This window comes from Mycolicibacterium sp. MU0053, from assembly GCF_963378095.1.
Lineage (GTDB): Bacteria > Actinomycetota > Actinomycetes > Mycobacteriales > Mycobacteriaceae > Mycobacterium > Mycobacterium burgundiense.
In genome coordinates this window covers 535,606-553,305 of sequence record NZ_OY726397.1, presented here as the reverse complement: position 1 = coordinate 553,305, position 17,700 = coordinate 535,606, and the positions used below count along the sequence as shown (strand labels likewise).

At 66.8% G+C, this 17,700-nt stretch carries 17 protein-coding genes; 5 read left to right on the top strand and 12 right to left on the bottom strand.

Annotation, left to right across the window (positions count from 1 at the left end; translation table 11 throughout):
- Nucleotides 1-107 precede the first annotated feature (107 nt).
- Nucleotides 108-269 (top strand): hypothetical protein, encoded by a 162-nt coding sequence (locus RCP80_RS02445; RefSeq protein WP_308480832.1) that lies wholly within the window; start codon nt 108-110, stop codon nt 267-269.
- Nucleotides 270-1,736 (top strand): alpha,alpha-trehalose-phosphate synthase (UDP-forming), encoded by a 1,467-nt coding sequence (locus RCP80_RS02440; protein ID WP_308480831.1) that lies wholly within the window; start codon nt 270-272, stop codon nt 1,734-1,736.
- A 1-nt stretch (nt 1,737) separates the two neighbouring features.
- Here the strand turns inward: RCP80_RS02440 and RCP80_RS02435 are convergent, their stop codons facing one another.
- From RCP80_RS02435 to RCP80_RS02380, 12 genes are all read right to left on the bottom strand, one after another.
- Entirely contained in the window at nt 1,738-2,232 is a 495-nt protein-coding gene (locus tag RCP80_RS02435; RefSeq protein WP_308480830.1) for a mammalian cell entry protein, read from the bottom strand.
- Nucleotides 2,232-2,939, bottom strand: a complete 708-nt coding sequence (locus tag RCP80_RS02430; protein ID WP_308480829.1) for an Rv1363c family protein — start codon at nt 2,937-2,939, stop codon at nt 2,232-2,234. The genes RCP80_RS02435 and RCP80_RS02430 overlap by 1 nt, the downstream gene beginning before the upstream one ends.
- Complete coding sequence (locus tag RCP80_RS02425; RefSeq protein ID WP_308480828.1) at nt 2,939-4,630, bottom strand: MCE family protein; 1,692 nt, start codon at nt 4,628-4,630, stop codon at nt 2,939-2,941. The genes RCP80_RS02430 and RCP80_RS02425 overlap by 1 nt, the downstream gene beginning before the upstream one ends.
- Nucleotides 4,630-5,823 carry an MCE family protein gene (locus RCP80_RS02420; RefSeq protein ID WP_308480827.1) on the bottom strand — a complete coding sequence of 398 codons (1,194 nt, stop codon included), beginning with the start codon at nt 5,821-5,823 and terminating at the stop codon, nt 4,630-4,632. The genes RCP80_RS02425 and RCP80_RS02420 overlap by 1 nt, the downstream gene beginning before the upstream one ends.
- Nucleotides 5,823-7,232 (bottom strand): MCE family protein, encoded by a 1,410-nt coding sequence (locus tag RCP80_RS02415; RefSeq protein ID WP_308480826.1) that lies wholly within the window; start codon nt 7,230-7,232, stop codon nt 5,823-5,825. Before RCP80_RS02415 ends, RCP80_RS02420 begins: the two co-directional genes overlap by 1 nt.
- Nucleotides 7,229-8,287 (bottom strand): MCE family protein, encoded by a 1,059-nt coding sequence (locus RCP80_RS02410; protein WP_126332303.1) that lies wholly within the window; start codon nt 8,285-8,287, stop codon nt 7,229-7,231. The genes RCP80_RS02415 and RCP80_RS02410 overlap by 4 nt, the downstream gene beginning before the upstream one ends.
- Complete coding sequence (locus RCP80_RS02405) at nt 8,274-9,314, bottom strand: MCE family protein (protein ID WP_308480825.1); 1,041 nt, start codon at nt 9,312-9,314, stop codon at nt 8,274-8,276. The genes RCP80_RS02410 and RCP80_RS02405 overlap by 14 nt, the downstream gene beginning before the upstream one ends.
- Nucleotides 9,314-10,513, bottom strand: coding sequence for an MCE family protein (locus RCP80_RS02400; RefSeq protein ID WP_308480824.1), 1,200 nt, complete (start codon nt 10,511-10,513; stop codon nt 9,314-9,316). Before RCP80_RS02400 ends, RCP80_RS02405 begins: the two co-directional genes overlap by 1 nt.
- Before the next feature lie 4 nt (nt 10,514-10,517).
- Entirely contained in the window at nt 10,518-11,360 is an 843-nt protein-coding gene (locus RCP80_RS02395) for an MlaE family ABC transporter permease (RefSeq protein ID WP_308480823.1), read from the bottom strand.
- Nucleotides 11,361-11,418: 58 nt separating this feature from the next.
- Nucleotides 11,419-12,183 (bottom strand): MlaE family ABC transporter permease, encoded by a 765-nt coding sequence (locus tag RCP80_RS02390; protein WP_308480822.1) that lies wholly within the window; start codon nt 12,181-12,183, stop codon nt 11,419-11,421.
- Nucleotides 12,184-12,457: 274 nt separating this feature from the next.
- The gene (locus RCP80_RS02385) at nt 12,458-13,384 is read right to left on the bottom strand and encodes a 3-oxoacyl-ACP reductase (protein ID WP_308480821.1); all 927 of its coding nucleotides are present in this window, start codon (nt 13,382-13,384) and stop codon (nt 12,458-12,460) included.
- Nucleotides 13,385-13,396: 12 nt separating this feature from the next.
- The gene (locus RCP80_RS02380; RefSeq protein ID WP_308480820.1) at nt 13,397-13,588 is read right to left on the bottom strand and encodes a ferredoxin; all 192 of its coding nucleotides are present in this window, start codon (nt 13,586-13,588) and stop codon (nt 13,397-13,399) included.
- Nucleotides 13,589-13,770: 182 nt separating this feature from the next.
- Here RCP80_RS02380 and RCP80_RS02375 point away from each other — a divergent pair, with 182 nt between their 5' ends.
- The 3 genes from RCP80_RS02375 to fadD17 are packed head-to-tail and all read left to right on the top strand — an operon-like array spanning nt 13,771 to nt 17,670.
- A complete protein-coding gene (locus tag RCP80_RS02375; RefSeq protein WP_308480819.1) occupies nt 13,771-14,958 on the top strand; it encodes an acyl-CoA dehydrogenase family protein in 1,188 nt (395 codons plus the stop codon).
- A gap of 18 nt (nt 14,959-14,976) precedes the next feature.
- A complete protein-coding gene (locus RCP80_RS02370) occupies nt 14,977-16,074 on the top strand; it encodes an acyl-CoA dehydrogenase family protein (protein WP_308480818.1) in 1,098 nt (365 codons plus the stop codon).
- Nucleotides 16,075-16,095: 21 nt separating this feature from the next.
- The gene (gene fadD17 / locus RCP80_RS02365) at nt 16,096-17,670 is read left to right on the top strand and encodes a long-chain-fatty-acid--CoA ligase FadD17 (protein ID WP_308480817.1); all 1,575 of its coding nucleotides are present in this window, start codon (nt 16,096-16,098) and stop codon (nt 17,668-17,670) included.
- Nucleotides 17,671-17,700: the final 30 nt, after the last annotated feature.

The following is a 17,700-nucleotide window of genomic DNA, read 5'->3' as shown; positions in this document are numbered from 1 at the left end:
ACCGTAAACCGCCGGGCAGCTCGAAGCGGGCCGTCGGTGTCGACGCATATAGCATCCGCAGAGCTCAGGGTTATGAGGCCGGGCCCCGCCATCGGTAGACTCGTGTGATGCCACCCAAAACTGAACCCGTAGACCCCGACGTCGAGCCATTGCCTGACAACACCGCAAGCGACGCCCGCCGCGTCGTAGCCGCCTACGCCACCGACGCCGACGAGTGCCGGGTTTTTCTTTCGATGCTCGGTATTGGACCGTCGAAAATCGAGGCCTAGGTGCGGCCCGGGGAGGGCCGGCCCACCCCCTCCGGGGACTCCGACTTCGTGGTTGTCGCCAACCGGCTGCCGATCGACATGGAACGGCACCCGGACGGCACCACCACGTGGAAGCGCAGCCCCGGCGGGTTGGTCACCGCGTTGGAACCGCTGCTGCGTAAACGCCGCGGCGCCTGGATTGGCTGGGCCGGAATCGCCGATGACGACGTCGAGACCATCGACGAGCCGATGATCGAGGAAGACCTGCGGCTGCAGCCGGTCCGGCTCAGCGCCGACGACATCGCCCAGTACTACGAGGGTTTCTCCAACGCCACGCTGTGGCCGCTGTACCACGATGTGATCGTCAAGCCCGAATACCGGCGCGAGTGGTGGGACCGCTACGTCGTGGTGAACCGGCGGTTCGCCGACGCCACGGCCCGAACCGCGGCCCTCGGCGCCACGGTCTGGGTCCAGGACTATCAGCTGCAACTGGTTCCCAAGATGCTGCGGGAGCTGCGACCCGACCTGACCATCGGCTTCTTCCTGCACATCCCGTTCCCGCCGGTGGAGCTGTTCCTGCAGATGCCGTGGCGAACGGAGATCATCGAGGGCCTGCTGGGGGCGGATCTGGTGGGTTTCCACCTCGCCGGTGGCGCACAGAACTTCCTGGTCCTGGCCCGACGGCTGATCGGTGCCAACACCTCGCGAGCCTCGATCGGTGTGCGTTCCCGCTTCGGTGAGGTCCACTTCGAGTCCCGCACGGTGAAGGTCGGGGCGTTCCCCATTTCGATCGATTCGGCCGAACTGGACCAACGCGCCAAGAATCGCGACATCCGGCGCCGCGCCCGCGAGATCCGCGCCGAGTTGGGCAATCCCCGCAAGATCCTGCTCGGCGTCGACCGGTTGGACTACACCAAGGGCATCGACGTCCGGCTCGAGGCGTTCACCGAACTACTGGAGGAAGGTCGCGCCGGACGCGAGGACACAGTGCTGGTGCAACTGGCCACGCCCAGCCGGGAGCGGGTGGAAAGCTACCGCATGCTGCGCGACGACATCGAGCGGCAGGTGGGCCACATCAACGGCGAGTTCGGCGAGGTCGGCCATCCCGTGGTGCAGTACCTGCACCGCCCCGTGCCGCGCGATGAGCTGATCGCATTCTTCGTGGCCGCCGACGTCATGCTGGTGACACCGCTGCGCGATGGGATGAACCTGGTGGCCAAGGAGTATGTGGCCTGCCGCAGCGACCTGGGCGGCGCGCTGGTGCTCTCGGAATTCACCGGCGCCGCCGCCGAGTTGCAGCGGGCTTACCTCGTCAATCCGCACGACCTGGACGGCGTCAAGGACAAGATCGTGGCCGCCCTCGAACAGACATCCGAAGACGGACGCCAGCGCATGCGCGCGCTACGACGTCAGGTGCTCACCCACGATGTGGACCAATGGGCGCGGTCATTCCTCGAGGCGTTGGCGGCCGCGGGCGGCAAATCGTGACTTAGATCGGCGTGATGTAGCTGATCAGCCACTTGCCGTCGACCTTCTGATAGTCGACCCGCAGGCGGCTGCCGTCGTAGATGGGCTCCTTGGACTGGTCGGTGACCGTGCGGTTCATGAACACCAGCACCGAACCGGTATCACGGCGCGCCTCCAGCACCCCGACGCCCACGACGTTGGCCTGGCTGATCACCTGACGCTCCCGCGCCTGCGGAATGATGTCGGTGGTGGAGCGGTCCCGGAACTCTCGGCGATAATCCGGAGTCAGCAGGTTGTAGGCATCGGTAAGGCTGCGTTCCACGGTCTGGTAGTCATACCCGAAGACCTGCGGAACCTGTTCGGCGGCAAGACGTTCCAACTCAGCCCGGGTGGTCTGCGACGCGGCCGCGGAGACCCGGTCCCAGTACAGCCCGCCGAGCAGCCCGCCGAGCGCGACGATGCCGGCCGTAACCACCACCGACAGCGCCGCCACTAGTACCCGGCTGGCCCGCCCCATCAGTTGCCTCCGTCGGGATATTTCAGGTCCCAGCCGGTCATCCGGCCGGCGTCATCCTCGTGCACGATCACGCGCAGCCGGTAGGCCTGGGATGGCTTGTTGACCCCGTCGATATCGGTCACGGTCACCCGCACCGCCACCAACACCGAGGCGTTGTCCCGGACCTCGTCGATGTCCTCGAGCGCGGCGCCGTTCACCACGGCCTCCGAGGTGGCGTTCGTGTCGCGGAAGAGGGCCTTGAGGTTGTCGACGTTGTTGTTCTGGCTCATCATGTCGCGCAGCGGGCCACTGGTGCCGTCGACGAAACGGTTGACGCTGTCGTCGATGGTGTCCGGGGTGTAGCTGAACATGTTCACGACGGTCTGTGATGCGGTGTCGACGAAACGCTGATCCCGGGCCACGGCCTCGTCGGTGGCATCCTTCTGCAGCAGCAGCAACCCGGTCACCGTGCCCAGCGCGGCCAGGAGGACTACGGCAATCCCAGCGGCAATACCGACAACCGCCACCCGGTTGGGCTGCCTACGCGCCGGCGGGGCGATTCCTGCGGCCGGCGACGGCGTCTTCGCGGTGCTCGTCGCACCGGATTCGATCCGGGTCGTGACCGTGGCGACCGCGGGCTCCGGGGACGTCGGCCCCGCAGCGCGCGACGCACGCCGCCGAACCGGCTTCGGCGCCGGGTCGGGCGTCGAAGTCGGTGGTTCCGTCATTACACCTGCCTCGGATCGAGCATTAGTTCGACCCAGTTCTCGGCGGGACGATGGTCCGCATCGGCCGCGACCAACACTCCGGTGCCCCCGCCGTTCGGGTCGACGAACTTCCCGTTCTGATCATACGTAGCGTAGGCGGGTCCGCTGGCCTGCGGCGCCGGCGCCTCGGCGGGCAGGGGCGCCTCGGGCGGCGGCGGTCCCGGCGGGGGCGGTGGCGTAGCAGGCTGCCGCCCATAGGGCGGAACCTGCTGATCCGGAGGGGCAAAGAACGGCCACGGCGCCGGGGCGGGACCATCGACCGGCGGCACCGGCAACGGGAACGGAGCGTGCGGCGCGGGCCCCGGACCGGGCGGAACCCCCGGGGGCAACTGCACCACGGGCGGCCCCGGATCGTAGTCCGCCTGCGGCGGAATATTCGGGAACTTGTTGGGCGGCAGGATGTTCCGGCCATCCTCGATCGGCGTGCCGTACGGGATGGGCGGCCCGCGCCACGGGTTGCTGCCGATCGGCACATAGCCCTGCGGATCGCGGCACAGCTGCACCGTGGGGGCCCGCTTGCCCGGGAACTCCATGCACGGATAGTTACGGGCGCCGCGGACTACCGACGGATCGTTCTGGGCCACCTTGCAGTAGAGATCTGGCGGCAGATCACGCAGGGTCTCGTCGGCCGGCGGCCGGATCTGGGTGGCCGGGACGAACCCCACCGAGCAGGGCGGCGGATCGCCGAGGTCCACTTTGAAGTCCAGCTTGCCGCCCTCGTCTGCGGGCACACCGCCGGCAACCGTGATCAGCGCGGAGATCAACGCCGGGAAAACCACCAGCGCCTGCTCGATCGATTTGTTGTAGATCACGCCGACGCGGCCCAGGTTGGCCATGTTGGCGGCCAACATCGGGAAGTTGGGCCGAATCCCGGAGAACGCCGCGTTCGCCGTGTCCGCGGCGCCCGGGGCGGTGGTGAGAAGGTCACGCAGTTGCGGGTCGGCGTTGTTGAGTTCGGTGGTGAGTCGGGCCAGGCCGTCGGCAATCGACTTGATGTCGTCGCCGCTGCGCACCTGCGCATCCAGGAACGGACCAGCTTCGTCGATGAGCGCCGCGGTCTGGTCGTAGCTGGCGTTGGCCTCGTCGACCAGTCCTCGAGCGGATTCGATCACCCGGGCAAGTTCGGGCCCGGAGCCGTTGAACGCGTTGGAGGTTTCTCGCAACACGTCCTGCAACCGGCTGTCACTGATGCTGCTGACCAGCGCATCGGCCTCGGCGAGCATCCCGGCGATGTCCTGGCCGATTGCCGTGCGGTCCTGGCCGATACTCGACCCGTCGTACAGCATGGTCTCCGAGGCGGCTTCATCCTCCGGCGGCACCAGGTCGATGTACTGCTCGCCGACCGCGGAGACACTCTTGACGGTGGCGGTGACGTTCTCGGGCACGGGCGCGTTGCTGTTGAGACGCATATGCGCGATTACACCGTTGTCGGTGAGGCCGACGGACTCCACCCGGCCGACGGTGACACCGCGGTAGGTCACGTTGGCGTTGCCGTAGATGCCGCCGCCGGCAACGAAATTCGCGTCGACCTCGTAGGCACCGATGCCGACCTTGGCGGGCACCTGCAGGTAGAAGATCGCGATCGCACCGACCGTGAGCACGGTGATGATCGAGAAGATCATCAGCTGGATTCGGGAAAGGCGGTCGAGCATCAGCGCGGTGCCTCCTCTCCCGGCACGTCGCCCGGTGGAATCTTGAACGGATCCGCCGCTTGTCCGGACAGGTTGGCCAGCTGCCCGGTGAGGAATTCCGGCGGATTGAGGATCTCGGACATGTGCTTCATATTCGGATCCAGTCCCGAGGTCGTGAAGATCGATTCACCGAGGCGACGCATCGTCAGGTCGAACGTCACGTACACGTTGAGGTAGTCACCGCGGACCGCCTGCCGCAGGTACTTGCTGTGGAACGGGAACGTGGGGATCATCGGGAAGGCGTCGATCAGGTTGTCCGCACTCTCGGCCAACGACCGCACCACGGGGTAGAGGTCCTTGAAGTCGGCCGCGAAATCGTCCTTGGTTTTCGCGAGGACGTCGGCGGCCACTGTGCCCACCCGCCCCAGGGCGGTGAATGCGTCGACGATGTTGTCGCGGTTGCGGTTGAGCACCTCCAGCGCGACCGGCAGGGTGTCCAGGGTGCGGCCCAGGCTTTCCTCGCTGTCGGCCAGGATCGCGGCGAACCGGTTGAAGCCGTCGAGCGCCGCCAGGATGTCGTCGGTCTGATCCCGCAGCGACGCGGTGAGCTCGGCCAGCCTCGGCACCAGGCCGGCGAAGCTGCCGGTGCGACCGGCGACCGCGGCGTAGACCTCGTCGGTGATGTCCTGAATTGCCCCCAGGTTGCCCTTGTTGACCACCACACCCAGCGAGGACAACACTTCCTCGGTGGTCGGGTACCGACCGGTCCGGCTCACCGGGATATGTCCCCCCGCGGTGAGCCTGGCCTCCGCCGGATCGGTGAGCGGCGCGGCCAGTTCGACGTGCTGGGAACCCAGCAGCGATGTCTGGGCGACCTGCGCCGTGGCGTTCGCGGGGAGATCGACCTCCGATTCCAGTGACAGCTGGACCGACGCGTAGAACGTGCCGTCCGGCCGCTGCAGGGCCTCGATCCCCGAAACGCTGCCCACCGTCACGTCATCGACCATGACCGGCGAGTTCTGCGGCAAGGTCGCGACGTCGGGCAGCTCGACGGTGATCGTGTACGCGCCGGAACCATGCCCCTTGGTGCCGGGCATGTTGACCGAGTTGAGGCCGCCGAATGAGCAGCCGGCCAGCATGACGACGCCAGAAGCCAACGCAATGGTCCGGCACCCGTTGCTGCGCAACGTCTTTCCCCTATCGATCGCAGGCATCAGCCACCGCCTCCCGCGTCCGGGGCGGGCCCGGGGCTGCCGGGGACGGAGCCGGGAGCATGGCCCGGCCCGGGGGACACCTGACCCGGCACCGCGGGCGGTGGCAGCATCAGGTCATCCAACGTGGTTCCCGGGGGAATGATCGGCGGGGTCACGCCGGGGGAAGGCTCCCACTGCAGATACGGCAGCGGCGTCCGGGCCTTGGCCTCGGTGGCCGGGGTGTCGTAGATGATCTGGCCCTTGTAGGCGGTGATGCTGTTGATCGGATGGAACATCACCGGCGGGAAGTTCATCGTGATACGTCGCAACACCGGACCCATCCGCTGCTTACAGATCTCGGAGCGCTTGATGTTGTCGGCGCCGGCCGTCTCACTGACGTCGAAGGTGCCACCGCAGATGAACTGGACCGGGTTGGCGAAGTTGGGCAGCGACAACAGCCCCGCGAGGGTGCCCTGCGCCGGGTTGTAGATGTTGTAGAAGTTCACCAACCCGTTCGGCGTGATGTGCAGCACTTGCTCGATGTCCTCGCTCTGGTTGGACAGCAGCGTGGTGAACTCCGTCAGCTTATCCACCGTGCCGATCAACGTCTCGTTGTTCTCGTCGAGGAAGCCCCGCACATCTCCGAGCGCCGTATTGAGGGTTCCCAGCGTGTCGTCGAGGCCCGCTGAACTCTCGGCCAGCACCTGGGAGACCGACGCGACGTGGCTGGAGAACTGGACGATCTGCTCGTTGCTCTGCGACAGCGCGTTGACCAGAACCTGGAGGTTACGGACGGTGCCGAACAGGTCGGTGCGCGAATCGCCGAGGCGGCCGGCAGTCTGGGAGAGTTCGCGCAATGCGTCGCGGAACGAATCGCCATTGCCGTCGAAAGTCGTCGCGGCCTGATCGACGAATTCGCTCAGCGGGCCCTGTAAACCGTCCTCGCCCGGGCCGAGAGTCTGCGACAGCTTGGTCAGTTCGTCCTTGACCTCGTCCCATTCGACGGGAACACCGGTGGAGTCCAGTCCGATGGTCGCGCCGTCGGCCAGCACCGGCCCGCCACCGTCGGGGCCGCCGGCGTCGTAGGCCGGCGTGAGCTGAACGAATCTGGCCGCCACCAGGTTTGGCGACACGATGATTGCGTGCGCATCGGCGGGAAGCTTCACGTCGTCGTCCACCGACATCGTGATCTTGACATCGCCGGCGCGCGGCTCGATCGAGTCGATGGTTCCGACCGGCACCCCGACGACACGCACGTCGTCGCCCGGATACAGCCCAACCGCGGTGGAGAACAACCCGATCACCTTGTAGGTGCCGCGGCCCGGCCACAATGCGTACAGGCCGACGGCCAGCACCGCCACCAGGGCGACCACCAAGCCGATGAGGAGTCCGCGGTTGCCGAAACGGCGCGTAGTTGAGGTATCGGTCATGGTGACTTCGGCCTAATGATCAGGCGCTCGGCAACGAGGCCCTTCAGGTAGTCCGACAGGCTGTCGGGCAGCTTTCCGGGCTGGAAGTAGGCGTCGAGCAGCATCTCCGAAATTGCCGCGGGCGGCAGTCCGTAGAGGTTGATCTGGAACCCCGGTCCCGAGCCCACGACCTCGCCGAGTGTGGTGGCGTACGGCGGCAGCCGCTTGAGCGCCTCGCTGATGTGCTCCTTGCGTTCGTTGAGGTTGTCGACCACCAGGTTCAGCTTGCTCAGCGTGGGGCCGAACTGTTCGCGGTTGTCGGCGACGAAACCCGAGATCTGCACGGAGACATCGTCGATGCCGGCGATGAGGTTGGACAGCGCGGCGCGACGCTCATCGAGCGCGGCGAACAGCTGGTTGCCGTCGACGATCAAGCTGTTGACCTGCTCGGCGCGCTGCCCCAGCGTCTGGGACACCGACCGGGCGTGCGCAAGCAACTCGCCGAGCGCCTCGTCCCGGGTGTTGATGGCGCGCGAGAGATCGGTGACGCCATCCAGTGTCGACCGCAGTTGCGGCGTGGCGTCGGCCAGGGTGTCGGTGAGCGTCTGCAGCGCTTCCTGGAACTTGGGTTTGTCCAGGGCCGCCGTGTTCGCGCCGAGGTCCTGCAATGCGGCGTTCAGTGTGTACGGCGTGGTGGTGCGTCCCAGCGGGATGCTGCTGACCGACCCGCCGCCGGCAGGCGTGACGTCCAGCGACTTCTGGCCCAGCACCGTGTCGGTCTTGATGGCGACCAGGGTCTGGTCCCCGACCTGGATGTTGCGATCGACGGTGAAGGTCGCCTTCGCGGCGTTGCCCGCCAGGCCGACCGAATTGACTTGGCCCACCTTGATACCCGAGACGTTGACATCGTCGCCCGGGGCGATGCCGCCGGCGTCGGTGAAGAATGCTTCGTAAGTCTTACCCTGCGGCCAGAACGGCAACTTGGTGTAGCCGAAGGACACCAGGACCAGGCACACCACCACGGCGATGCCGAAGATGCCGGTCCGGAGCGGATTGGAGTCGTCAGTTCTCCTCAAGTGGAGCGCACCTCCCCTTGGACGGGTCCGGCGGTCCGCCGAATGGAACCAAGATGTCGCTGCCGGCCGGGCCGTTGAACTTCAACCGGACCGAGCAGTAGAAGATGTTGAAGAACGAGCCGTAGGCGCCGAGGGCGTTGAGCCGCAGGTAATTCTCGGCGAGCGGTTCGATGACGTCGTTGAGGTCCTGCTTGCGCTCGTCGAACTTGGTCGCCAGCGGCCGCAGATTCTCCAGCACGCCCTGTACCGGCCTGCGGCTCTTCTGCAGCATGTCGGTGAGGTCGGCCTCCGCGGCCGCCAACGGCGGGATCGCCCCGGCGATGGTGTCGGAATTCTGCGCCAGCCCACTGATCAACTGCTGCAAATGGTCGACGCTCGTGTCGAACTGGGCGCCCTTCTCGTCCACGGTTGCGAGCACGGTGTTCAGGTTGGCGATGACGTCGCCGATCAGCTGATCACGCGCGGCCAGATCGGTGGTGAACGAGCTGGTGCTGGACAGCATTTCCGACAGCGCGCCGCCCTGCCCCTGCAGCAACTCGATGACGGCGTTGCTCACCTCGTTCACCTTGTTGCCGTCGAGCCCCTTGAGCACCGGACGCAGGCCGCCGAGTAGTGCGTCGAGGTCGAGCGCCGGGTCGGTCTGCTCCCGGATGATGGTGCCGCCCGGCGGCAGCTTGCGCAATTCGCCGGGGCCCGAGGTGATCTCCAGGTAACGGTCGCCCACCAGGTTCTCGTAGCGGATCAGCGCCCGGGTCGAGGTGTAGAGCTGATAGCGCTCGTTGACGTCGAACGTCACGTCGACGCTGTTGTCCTCGGCGAGGCTCACCGATTTGACGGTGCCGACCGGAACACCGGCGATACGTACGTCCTGACCGGACTTCAGCCGGGAGGCGTTCTCGAAGTTGGCGTGAAAGGTGGTGCCGGAGGCGAAGCGGAACTCGCCGAAGACGACCACCAGCCCGGCGGCGACCATCAGCATGACGACGGTGAAGACGCCGACTTTGGCCAGGACTCCCCGCTGCCCCATCAGAAATCATCCCGTTCTGCATAGGCGCCGTTGAACAGGAACTGCAACGTCGAAGGCGCGTCGAACTGCACTTCGGTGTTGGGTTGGAAGGGCACATAGGCGTTGTCGGTCACCAGGAACGGCGCGCGGTACCAGGACCCGCCGGATTGCTTGCTCGGAATGTCGGGCAGTCCGCGGCAGTTGGGTCCGCCGGTGGCGTTGACGATCGGCAGGCTCTCCGGATATGTGTAGGCGGGCACACCCGGCAGGAAGTTGGACGACACGAACAGCCCCGGCCGGGTGCCGCCGATGATCGGGCCGAACTTGTCTGCCGCGGTCACCAAAGATTCGAGCAGGCAACCGAACTGCGGCGAGTACTCGCCGAGCAGCTTGGTCGGGGCCCGTAGGCGTTGGATGGCGGCGATGTAATCCTCGGCGGCCGGCGCCAGGGTCTCGTAGGCGTTGTTGCCCAGGCCGGTGGCAGCCAACAATGTGGCGTTCAGGTTGCCCTCTTGGTCGATGATCGTGGCGCTGAGTGCCGGCGCATTGTCGAATACCCGGGTCAAGTCCGGCGCGGCATCGGCATAGATATCGGCGACCGTTGCGGCCTGGGCAAAATCGGCCTGCAGGGTGGGCAGCTTTGGATTCAGCTGTTCCAGATAGCTGTTCAGACCCGCCATCATCGCGCCCAGATCATCGCCGTTGCCGCGCAACCCCTCCCCGAGCGCCGACAGGGTGGCATTGAGATTGACCGGATCGACCTTGTGCAGCAAGTCGGTCAACTTCTGGAACAGCGTGTTGACTTCCAGCTGGACGTCGGAGGCCCGCACAGTGGTTCCCGGCTTCATCGCGCCTTCGGGCGATCCCGGCGGAGTGAACTCCACGGATTTGGCGCCGAAGATGGTGTTGCCGGCAATATCCACCCGCGCGTTGGCCGGCACGTAGGGCAGTTGGCTGCGGTCGATGGCGAGGGTCAGCTTGGCCTGGTCGCCGTCGTACGCGATATCTGTGACCTTGCCGATCTGGATGCCGCGGTACTTGACCTTGGCGTCCTGCTGCATCACCAGGCCCGCGCGCGGTGACGTCACGGTGACGGTGTCGGTGGCGGTGAACGCCGCGGTGTAACCGAGATAGGTGATGACCGCGGCCGCCGTGATGATCGCGGCCATGATCGCCGCCGCCACCCGAACGTGGGTCCGGTTCGCTTCGCCGTCTGCCATGCCGCTACCCGGAGAGGTTGAAGTTGCCGGACCCACCGTAGACGGCGAGTGAGATGAACAGGGTGATCACCACGACGACGATCAGCGAGGTCCGCACCGCCTGGCCGACGGCGATTCCCACGCCGACCGGGCCGCCGGAGGCGTTGTAGCCGTAGTAGGTGTGGACCAGCATCACCGCGACCGACATCACGATCGCCTGCAAAAAGGACCACAGCAGATCGGTCGGTACCAGGAAGGTGTTGAAGTAGTGGTCGTAGAGACCCGCGGATTGCCCGTTGATGAAGACCGTGGTGAATCGCGCCGCGAAGAACGACGCCAGCACCGCCAGCGAGTACAGCGGGACGATCGTGATCAGGCCGGCGATCAGCCGGGTCGAGACCAGGTAGGCCACCGAGTGCACGGCCATCGATTCGACGGCGTCGATCTCTTCGGCGACCCGCATGGCGCCCAACTGTGCCGTGGTGCCCGCACCGATCGTCGCGGCCAGCGCGATGCCGGCGACGATCGGGGCCACCACGCGCACGTTCAGAAATGCCGAAAGGAAGCCGGTCAGGGCTTCGATGCCGATATTGCCCAGCGACGAATAACCCTGCACCGCGATGACGCCGCCGGAAGCCAACGTCAGGAACGCCGCGACGCCGACGGTGCCGCCGATGATCGCCAGTGCGCCGGTCCCCATCGTCATCTCGGCGATCAGCCGGACCGTTTCCCGCCGGTACCGGTTCAGCGCGTGCGGGATGTAGCGCAACGACTCGCCGAAGAACAGCGACTGCTCCCCGAAGCTGTCGAATGTCCTGGGCAGGCCGGAAACGAGGCGCCGGAAGCGCAGCGTGGCGTCGAAGCTCATGGTTTGTCCCCCGACGACGCGCGCTCCGGTCCTCGCTTCGCTGCGATCCTCACGCGCGTCATGACTCCAACACCCGCACGCCGATCGCCGTCATCAGCACATTGATGACGAACAGGCAGATGAAGGCGTAGACCACGGTTTCGTTGACCGCTGTGCCGACGCCCTTGGGTCCGCCCTTGACCGTCAGCCCGCGGTAGCAGCCCACCAGGCCGGCAACGACACCGAACAACAAAGCCTTGACCTCGGCCAGCAGCAGCTCGGGAAGGCCGGTGAGCACCGTCAGTCCGTTGATGAACGCACCGGGATTCACGCCCTGCAGGAACACCGAGAATGCGTACCCGCCGGCCAACCCGATGGCGCAGACCAGCCCGTTGAGCAGCAACGCCACCACCGTCGATGCCAGCACTCGGGGGACGACGAGCCGGTGGATCGGGTCGATGCCGAGCACCCGCATCGCGTCGATCTCCTCGCGGATGGTGCGCGCCCCGAGATCGGCACAAATGGCGGTGGCGCCGGCCCCGGCTACCACCAGCACCGTCACCACCGGGCCCAGCTGTGTGACGGTGCCGAACGCGGTGCCCGCGCCGGACAGGTCGGCGGCACCGATCTCACGAAGCAGGATATTGAGCGTAAATGCCACGAGCACGGTGAACGGAATGGACACCAGCAACGTGGGCACCAGGGAGACGCGGGCGATCATCCAGGTCTGGTCCAGGAATTCCCGGAACTGGAACGGGCGGCGGAACATCGCCCGGAACGTGTCGATCGACATCTCGAAGAAGCCGCCCACGGCCCGAGCCGGAACCGCAAGCTGTTCGATCAACCTTGGTTCCCTTCTCGCTCGAGATGGCGTGCTCGACGGACTTCGACGATCTTGGCGAAGTCCACAAATAGGTGTCCCGGCGATTGCACCCACCCGCGGGCAGGACGCCGTCTTAGGTGAGCCGGATCATAGTAACTAGAACACGTTCGCCCTGTCAAAGGCCAATTTTTGAGACAAATTGGATGAATTTGTCCAGGTCAGGCCAATTATGACACACGTCATTGTAGAACGTGTTCTACTTGTCCGCCGGGGCCCTCCTGTCCTTTGCTCCACGTCAACCGTCCAGCAGACCCACGGCCGAGAACATCCGCTCGGGGTCGCGGTCGGCAAAGTATTGCCCCATTGCCCCGCTCAACGCCGCGGTGTCCCAGGCGTCGCCCGCCGCGCTGAACGTCTGCTCGATCGTGGGCGCTGAAACCAGCGCCACAGATGGACCATAAACGATGAACACCTGGCCGTTGACCGGTTCGGAGGCCGGCGAGGCCAGGTACTGCACCAGGGTGACAACATGCTCGGGCGACAGGCCGTCCACTTCGCCGGCGTCGAGTTCGGGTGCCGCACCGAAGGTGTCCGCCGTCATCGGCGTCCGGGCCCGCGGGCAGATCACGTTGGCGCGCACGCCGTAGCGGCTCAAGCCGCGCGCCGCCGAGACCGTCAGCGCGGTGATACCGGCCTTCGCGGCCCCGTAGTTGGCCTGCCCGGGCGGCCCACCCAGCCCGGCCTCCGAGGAGGTGTTCACCAAGCGGCCGTAGACCGGGCCGTTCTCCGCCTTGGACTTGTCGCGCCAATAGGTCGCCGCGTTGCGGGTCAGCAGGAAGTGACCGCGCAGATGCACCGCGATGACCGCGTCAAAGTCCTCGTCGGACATGTTGAACAGCATCCGGTCGCGCGTAATGCCGGCGTTGTTCACCACGATGCTCAGACCGCCCAGTCCGTCGGCGGTGGCCACCAACTCATCCGCGGTGGAGCGGGCGCTGACATCGCCGGCCACGGTGACACCCTTGCCACCGGAGCTGGCGATCTCGTCGAGCACATCGGAGGCCTCCAGGGCCTTGGCAATGTCGTTGACGACGATGGTCGCCCCGCAGCGGGCCAGGCCGATCGCCTCTGCCCGCCCCAGCCCCGCCGCGGCGCCGGTAACCACCGCGACCTTCCCGGACAGGTCCAGGGCGGCCGAATCTCGAGTCGCGTTCGATGTCACTTACGAATACCTCTAGTCTTCCTGGCTCAGCGCGGCGCGCGGGCACTCGGCGACCGCCTGCGCGGCCAGGTCCTCTTGGTCGGCGGGAATCACGTCGACCTTTGTCACGGCGTATTCATCGTCATCGAGATCGAACACCTGCGGAGCGATGCCCACGCATATGGCGTTGCCTTCGCATCGATCACGGTCCACCTTCACCCGCATCGCAATCTCCTCCCACTGCTATTCCGGGGCCGGTTGGCCAGGCCCATGATCAGAATAGGACCGGACGCCGTCGAAACCAGTCTCGCACCTATGTGGACCCCAAGACTAGAACGTGTTACAACCGATGTGGCAAACGGGTCGTTCGCGCACCAGCGGACCGCCCGAGACGTAAGGGAGCGCGCATGCGGATCGGCTTCACCCCGGAGCAGGAGGAACTACGCCGCGAGTTGCGCGCGTACTTCACCAAACTGATGACCCCCGAGCGCGCTGAAGCGCTGGCATCCAACGACGGCGAGATGGGCCGCGGCAACGTCTACCGCGAGACGGTCGCGCAGATGGGCAAGGACGGCTGGTTGACCCTGTCGTGGCCCACCGAGTACGGCGGCCAGGCCCGACCGCCGATGGACGGGTTGATCTTCAACGACGAAGCGGCCATCGCCAATGTGCCGGTCCCGTTCCTGACGATCAACAGCGTGGCGCCGACGATCATGGCGTTCGGCACCGATGAGCAGAAGAAGTTCTTCCTGCCGCGCATCGCCGCCGGCGATCTGCACTTCGCCATCGGCTACTCCGAGCCCGGCGCCGGCACCGATCTGGCCGCGCTGCGCACCACGGCGGTGCGCGACGGCGACGATTATGTGATCAACGGTCAGAAGATGTGGACCAGCCTCATCGCCTACGCCGACTACGTCTGGCTGGCCGCGCGCACGAATCCGGAAGCAAAGAAGCACCGCGGGATCTCGATGCTGATCGTGCCCACCAGCGCCGAGGGTTTCTCGTGGACGCCGGTGCACACCATGTCGGGCGTGGACACCAGCGCGACCTACTACCAGGACCTCCGGGTGCCGGTGTCCAGCCTGGTGGGTGAGGAGAACGCGGGCTGGAAGCTGGTCACCAACCAGCTGAACCACGAACGCGTCGCCCTGGTTTCGGCGCAGCCGATCTTCGTCGCCCTCGACGGCGTGCGGGAGTGGGCGCAGAACACTCACATTTCGCCGGACGGCCGCGGCCGCCGGCTCATCGACTCGGAGTGGGTGCAGCTGAATCTGGCCCGCGTGCACGCCAAGGCCGAGGTGCTCAAGCTGATCAACTGGGAGCTGGCATCGACCGATGCGGCCCCGTCCCCGGCAGACGCGTCGGCGGCCAAGGTGTTCGGCACCGAACTGGCCACCGAGGCCTACCGGCTGCTGATGGAGGTGCTCGGCACGGCGGCGACGCTGCGGACCGATACCCCCGGCGCGCTGCTGCGCGGCCGCATCGAACGCATGCACCGGTCCTGCCTGATCCTGACCTTCGGGGGCGGGACAAACGAGATCCAGCGCGACATCATCGGCATGGTCGCGCTCGGCCTGCCCCGCGTCAACCGCTAAGGGAAAGCAAGGTTTCACATGGACTTCGCACAGCCGGAAGCCGCCGAGGACCTCGGCGGACTGGTCCGCACCATCACCGAATCGGTCTGCACCCCGCAGCATCAGCGCACGCTCGACGGCCTCGATGAACGCTTCGACCGCGAGCTGTGGTCCAAGCTGATCGACGCGGACGTACTGTCCACGGCCGCACCGGAATCCCTTGGCGGCGGTGGCTATGGCGTCCTCGAGCAGGTCGCCGTGCTCGAGGCGCTGGGTCGCCAGCTTGCCGCGGTCCCCTATCTGGATTCGGTGGTGCTGGCCGCCGGGGCGCTCGCGGAGTTCGGCGCCGAGCCGCTGCACGAGGATTGGGCCAAACCCGCCGTGGCCGGCGCGAAGGTGCTGACCGTCGCGCTCGCCGGTGAGATGGGCCAGGGACCGGTGCTGGCCCAATCCGACGGTGATGGCCATCGACTCACCGGCACCCGCACCCAGGTGGCCTACGCCCCGTCTGCCGAGGCGTTCTTGGTTCCGGCCGAAACCGATTCGGGCACCGTGGTTTTCCTGGTGTCCGCACAGGATCCCGGCGTCGCGGTGACCGCCCTGGACACCACCGGGCACGGCAGTGTGGGCCACCTCCAGTTGCAGTCCGTCGCGGTGAGCGCCGACCGTCTGGTGGGCGGCCAGGAGGTGCTGGACTGGCTGACCGCGCGTCAACTGCTGGGGCTGAGCGCATACCAACTCGGTGTGCTGGACCGTGCACTGGAGCTGACCGCGCTCTATGCCCGCGAACGCGAGCAGTTCGACCGTCCCATCGGCAGCTTCCAGGCGGTCTCGTCGCGGCTGGCCGACGGCTACATCGACGTCAAGGGCCTGCGGCTGACGTTGACCCAGGCCGCCTGGCGGATGTCGGAGGGGTTGTCCACCGAGGTGGATGTCCGCACCGCCGCGTTCTGGGCCGCCGAGGCGGGACATCGGGTGGCACACACCGCGGTACACGTGCACGGCGGTGTGGGCATCGACACCGACCATCCGGTGCACCGGTACTTCCTGGCCGCCAAGCAGACCGAGTTCAACCTCGGCAGCGCAACCGGCCAGCTGTTGGGCATCGGTCGGGACCTGGCCGAGACCCCCGTCTGACGCGTGCACAGTGATTTGGGCGTGATTACGCACGGTGAGCGTGGGCAATCACGCCGAAATCCCGCGACCGTGCCCGGGTTGTTGGCGGCGTTGGCCGAAGTCGAGGACCGCGGGGTGTACTTCGGCGACGACCCGGACGCGCCGGTGTCGTTCGTGAGCTGGCGCGACCACATTCAGGACGGCGCCGACCTGGCCGCGACGCTGCGGGGCCGGTTGGACCCCGCCGCGCCGCCGCATGTGGGTGTGCTGCTGGGCAATACGCCGTTCTTCAGCACGGTGCTGGTCGCGGCGGCTCTGGCCGGCATCGTCCCGGTGGGGCTCAACCCGACCCGCCGGGGCGCGGCGCTGCAACGCGACATCGACAAGGCGGACTGTCAGTTGGTGCTCGCCGATTCCAGCGCGCGGGCCGCCGCCGAGGGAATCGAAGTCGTCGACGTCGAATCCACCGGATTCGCGGCCGAACTCGCCGCGCACCGCGGAGCGCCGGTGGCGTTTCCGGACGCCGACCCCGACGACCTCTATCTGTTGGTCTTCACCTCGGGCACCAGCGGCGATCCGAAGGCGGTGCGCTGCACCCAGGAAAAGGTCGCGTTCCCCGGCGTGATGCTGGCCGAACGGTTCGGACTGGGGCCCGCCGACACCTGTTATCTGTCGATGCCGCTGTTCCATTCCAATGCGGTGATGGCGGGCTGGGCCCCGGCGGTGGCCGCCGGCGCCTCGATTGCGTTGCGCCGCAAGTTCTCCGCCTCCCAGTTCATCCCGGATGCTCGTCGCTTCGGCGCCACCTACGCCAACTACGTCGGCAAGCCGCTGTCCTACATCCTGGCCACGCGGGCCCGACCCGACGACGCCGACAACCCGCTGCGGGTGTTGTACGGCAACGAGGGCGCACCCCGCGATCTGCGTCGGTTCGCGGATCGGTTCGGCGTGCAGGTGGTCGACGGCTTCGGATCCAGCGAGGGCGGCGTCGCGATCGCCCGCACCCCCGACACCCCGGAGGGTGCGCTGGGCCCGCTGGTGGCCGGCGTCGACATCCTGGACGTCGAGACCGGTCAACCGTGTCCGCCCGGCGTGGTCGGCGAACTGGTGAACACCGCCGGCCCCGGCCAGTTCCGCGGCTACTACCGCGACCCGGAGGCCGAGGCGCAGCGGATGGCCGGCGGCGTCTACCGCAGCGGCGACCTGGCCTACCGCGACGAGAACGGCTTCGCGTATTTCGCCGGGCGGCTGGGCGACTGGATGCGCGTCGACGGCGAAAACCTCGGCACCGCGCCCATCGAGCGGATCCTGATGCGCTATCCGGACGTCACCGAGGTCGCGGTCTACCCCATTCCCGACCCGTCGGTCGGGGATCGCGTGATGGCCGCCCTGGTACTGCCGGACGTCGCATCGTTCGATGTCGAGCACTTCGTCGAATTCCTCGACGCCCAAGACGATCTCGGACCCAAGCAGTGGCCGTCCTATGTCCGGCTCAGCTCCGCCCTGCCCCGCACCGAGACCTTCAAGGTGCTCAAACGCCAACTCGCCGCCGAGGCCACCGACACCCCCGACCCGGTCCACCCCATCCCCCGCCCAAACTCACCTTTGGGCCGCTAAGTTCGAGTGGCTTGCGGCATTTCGTCGATC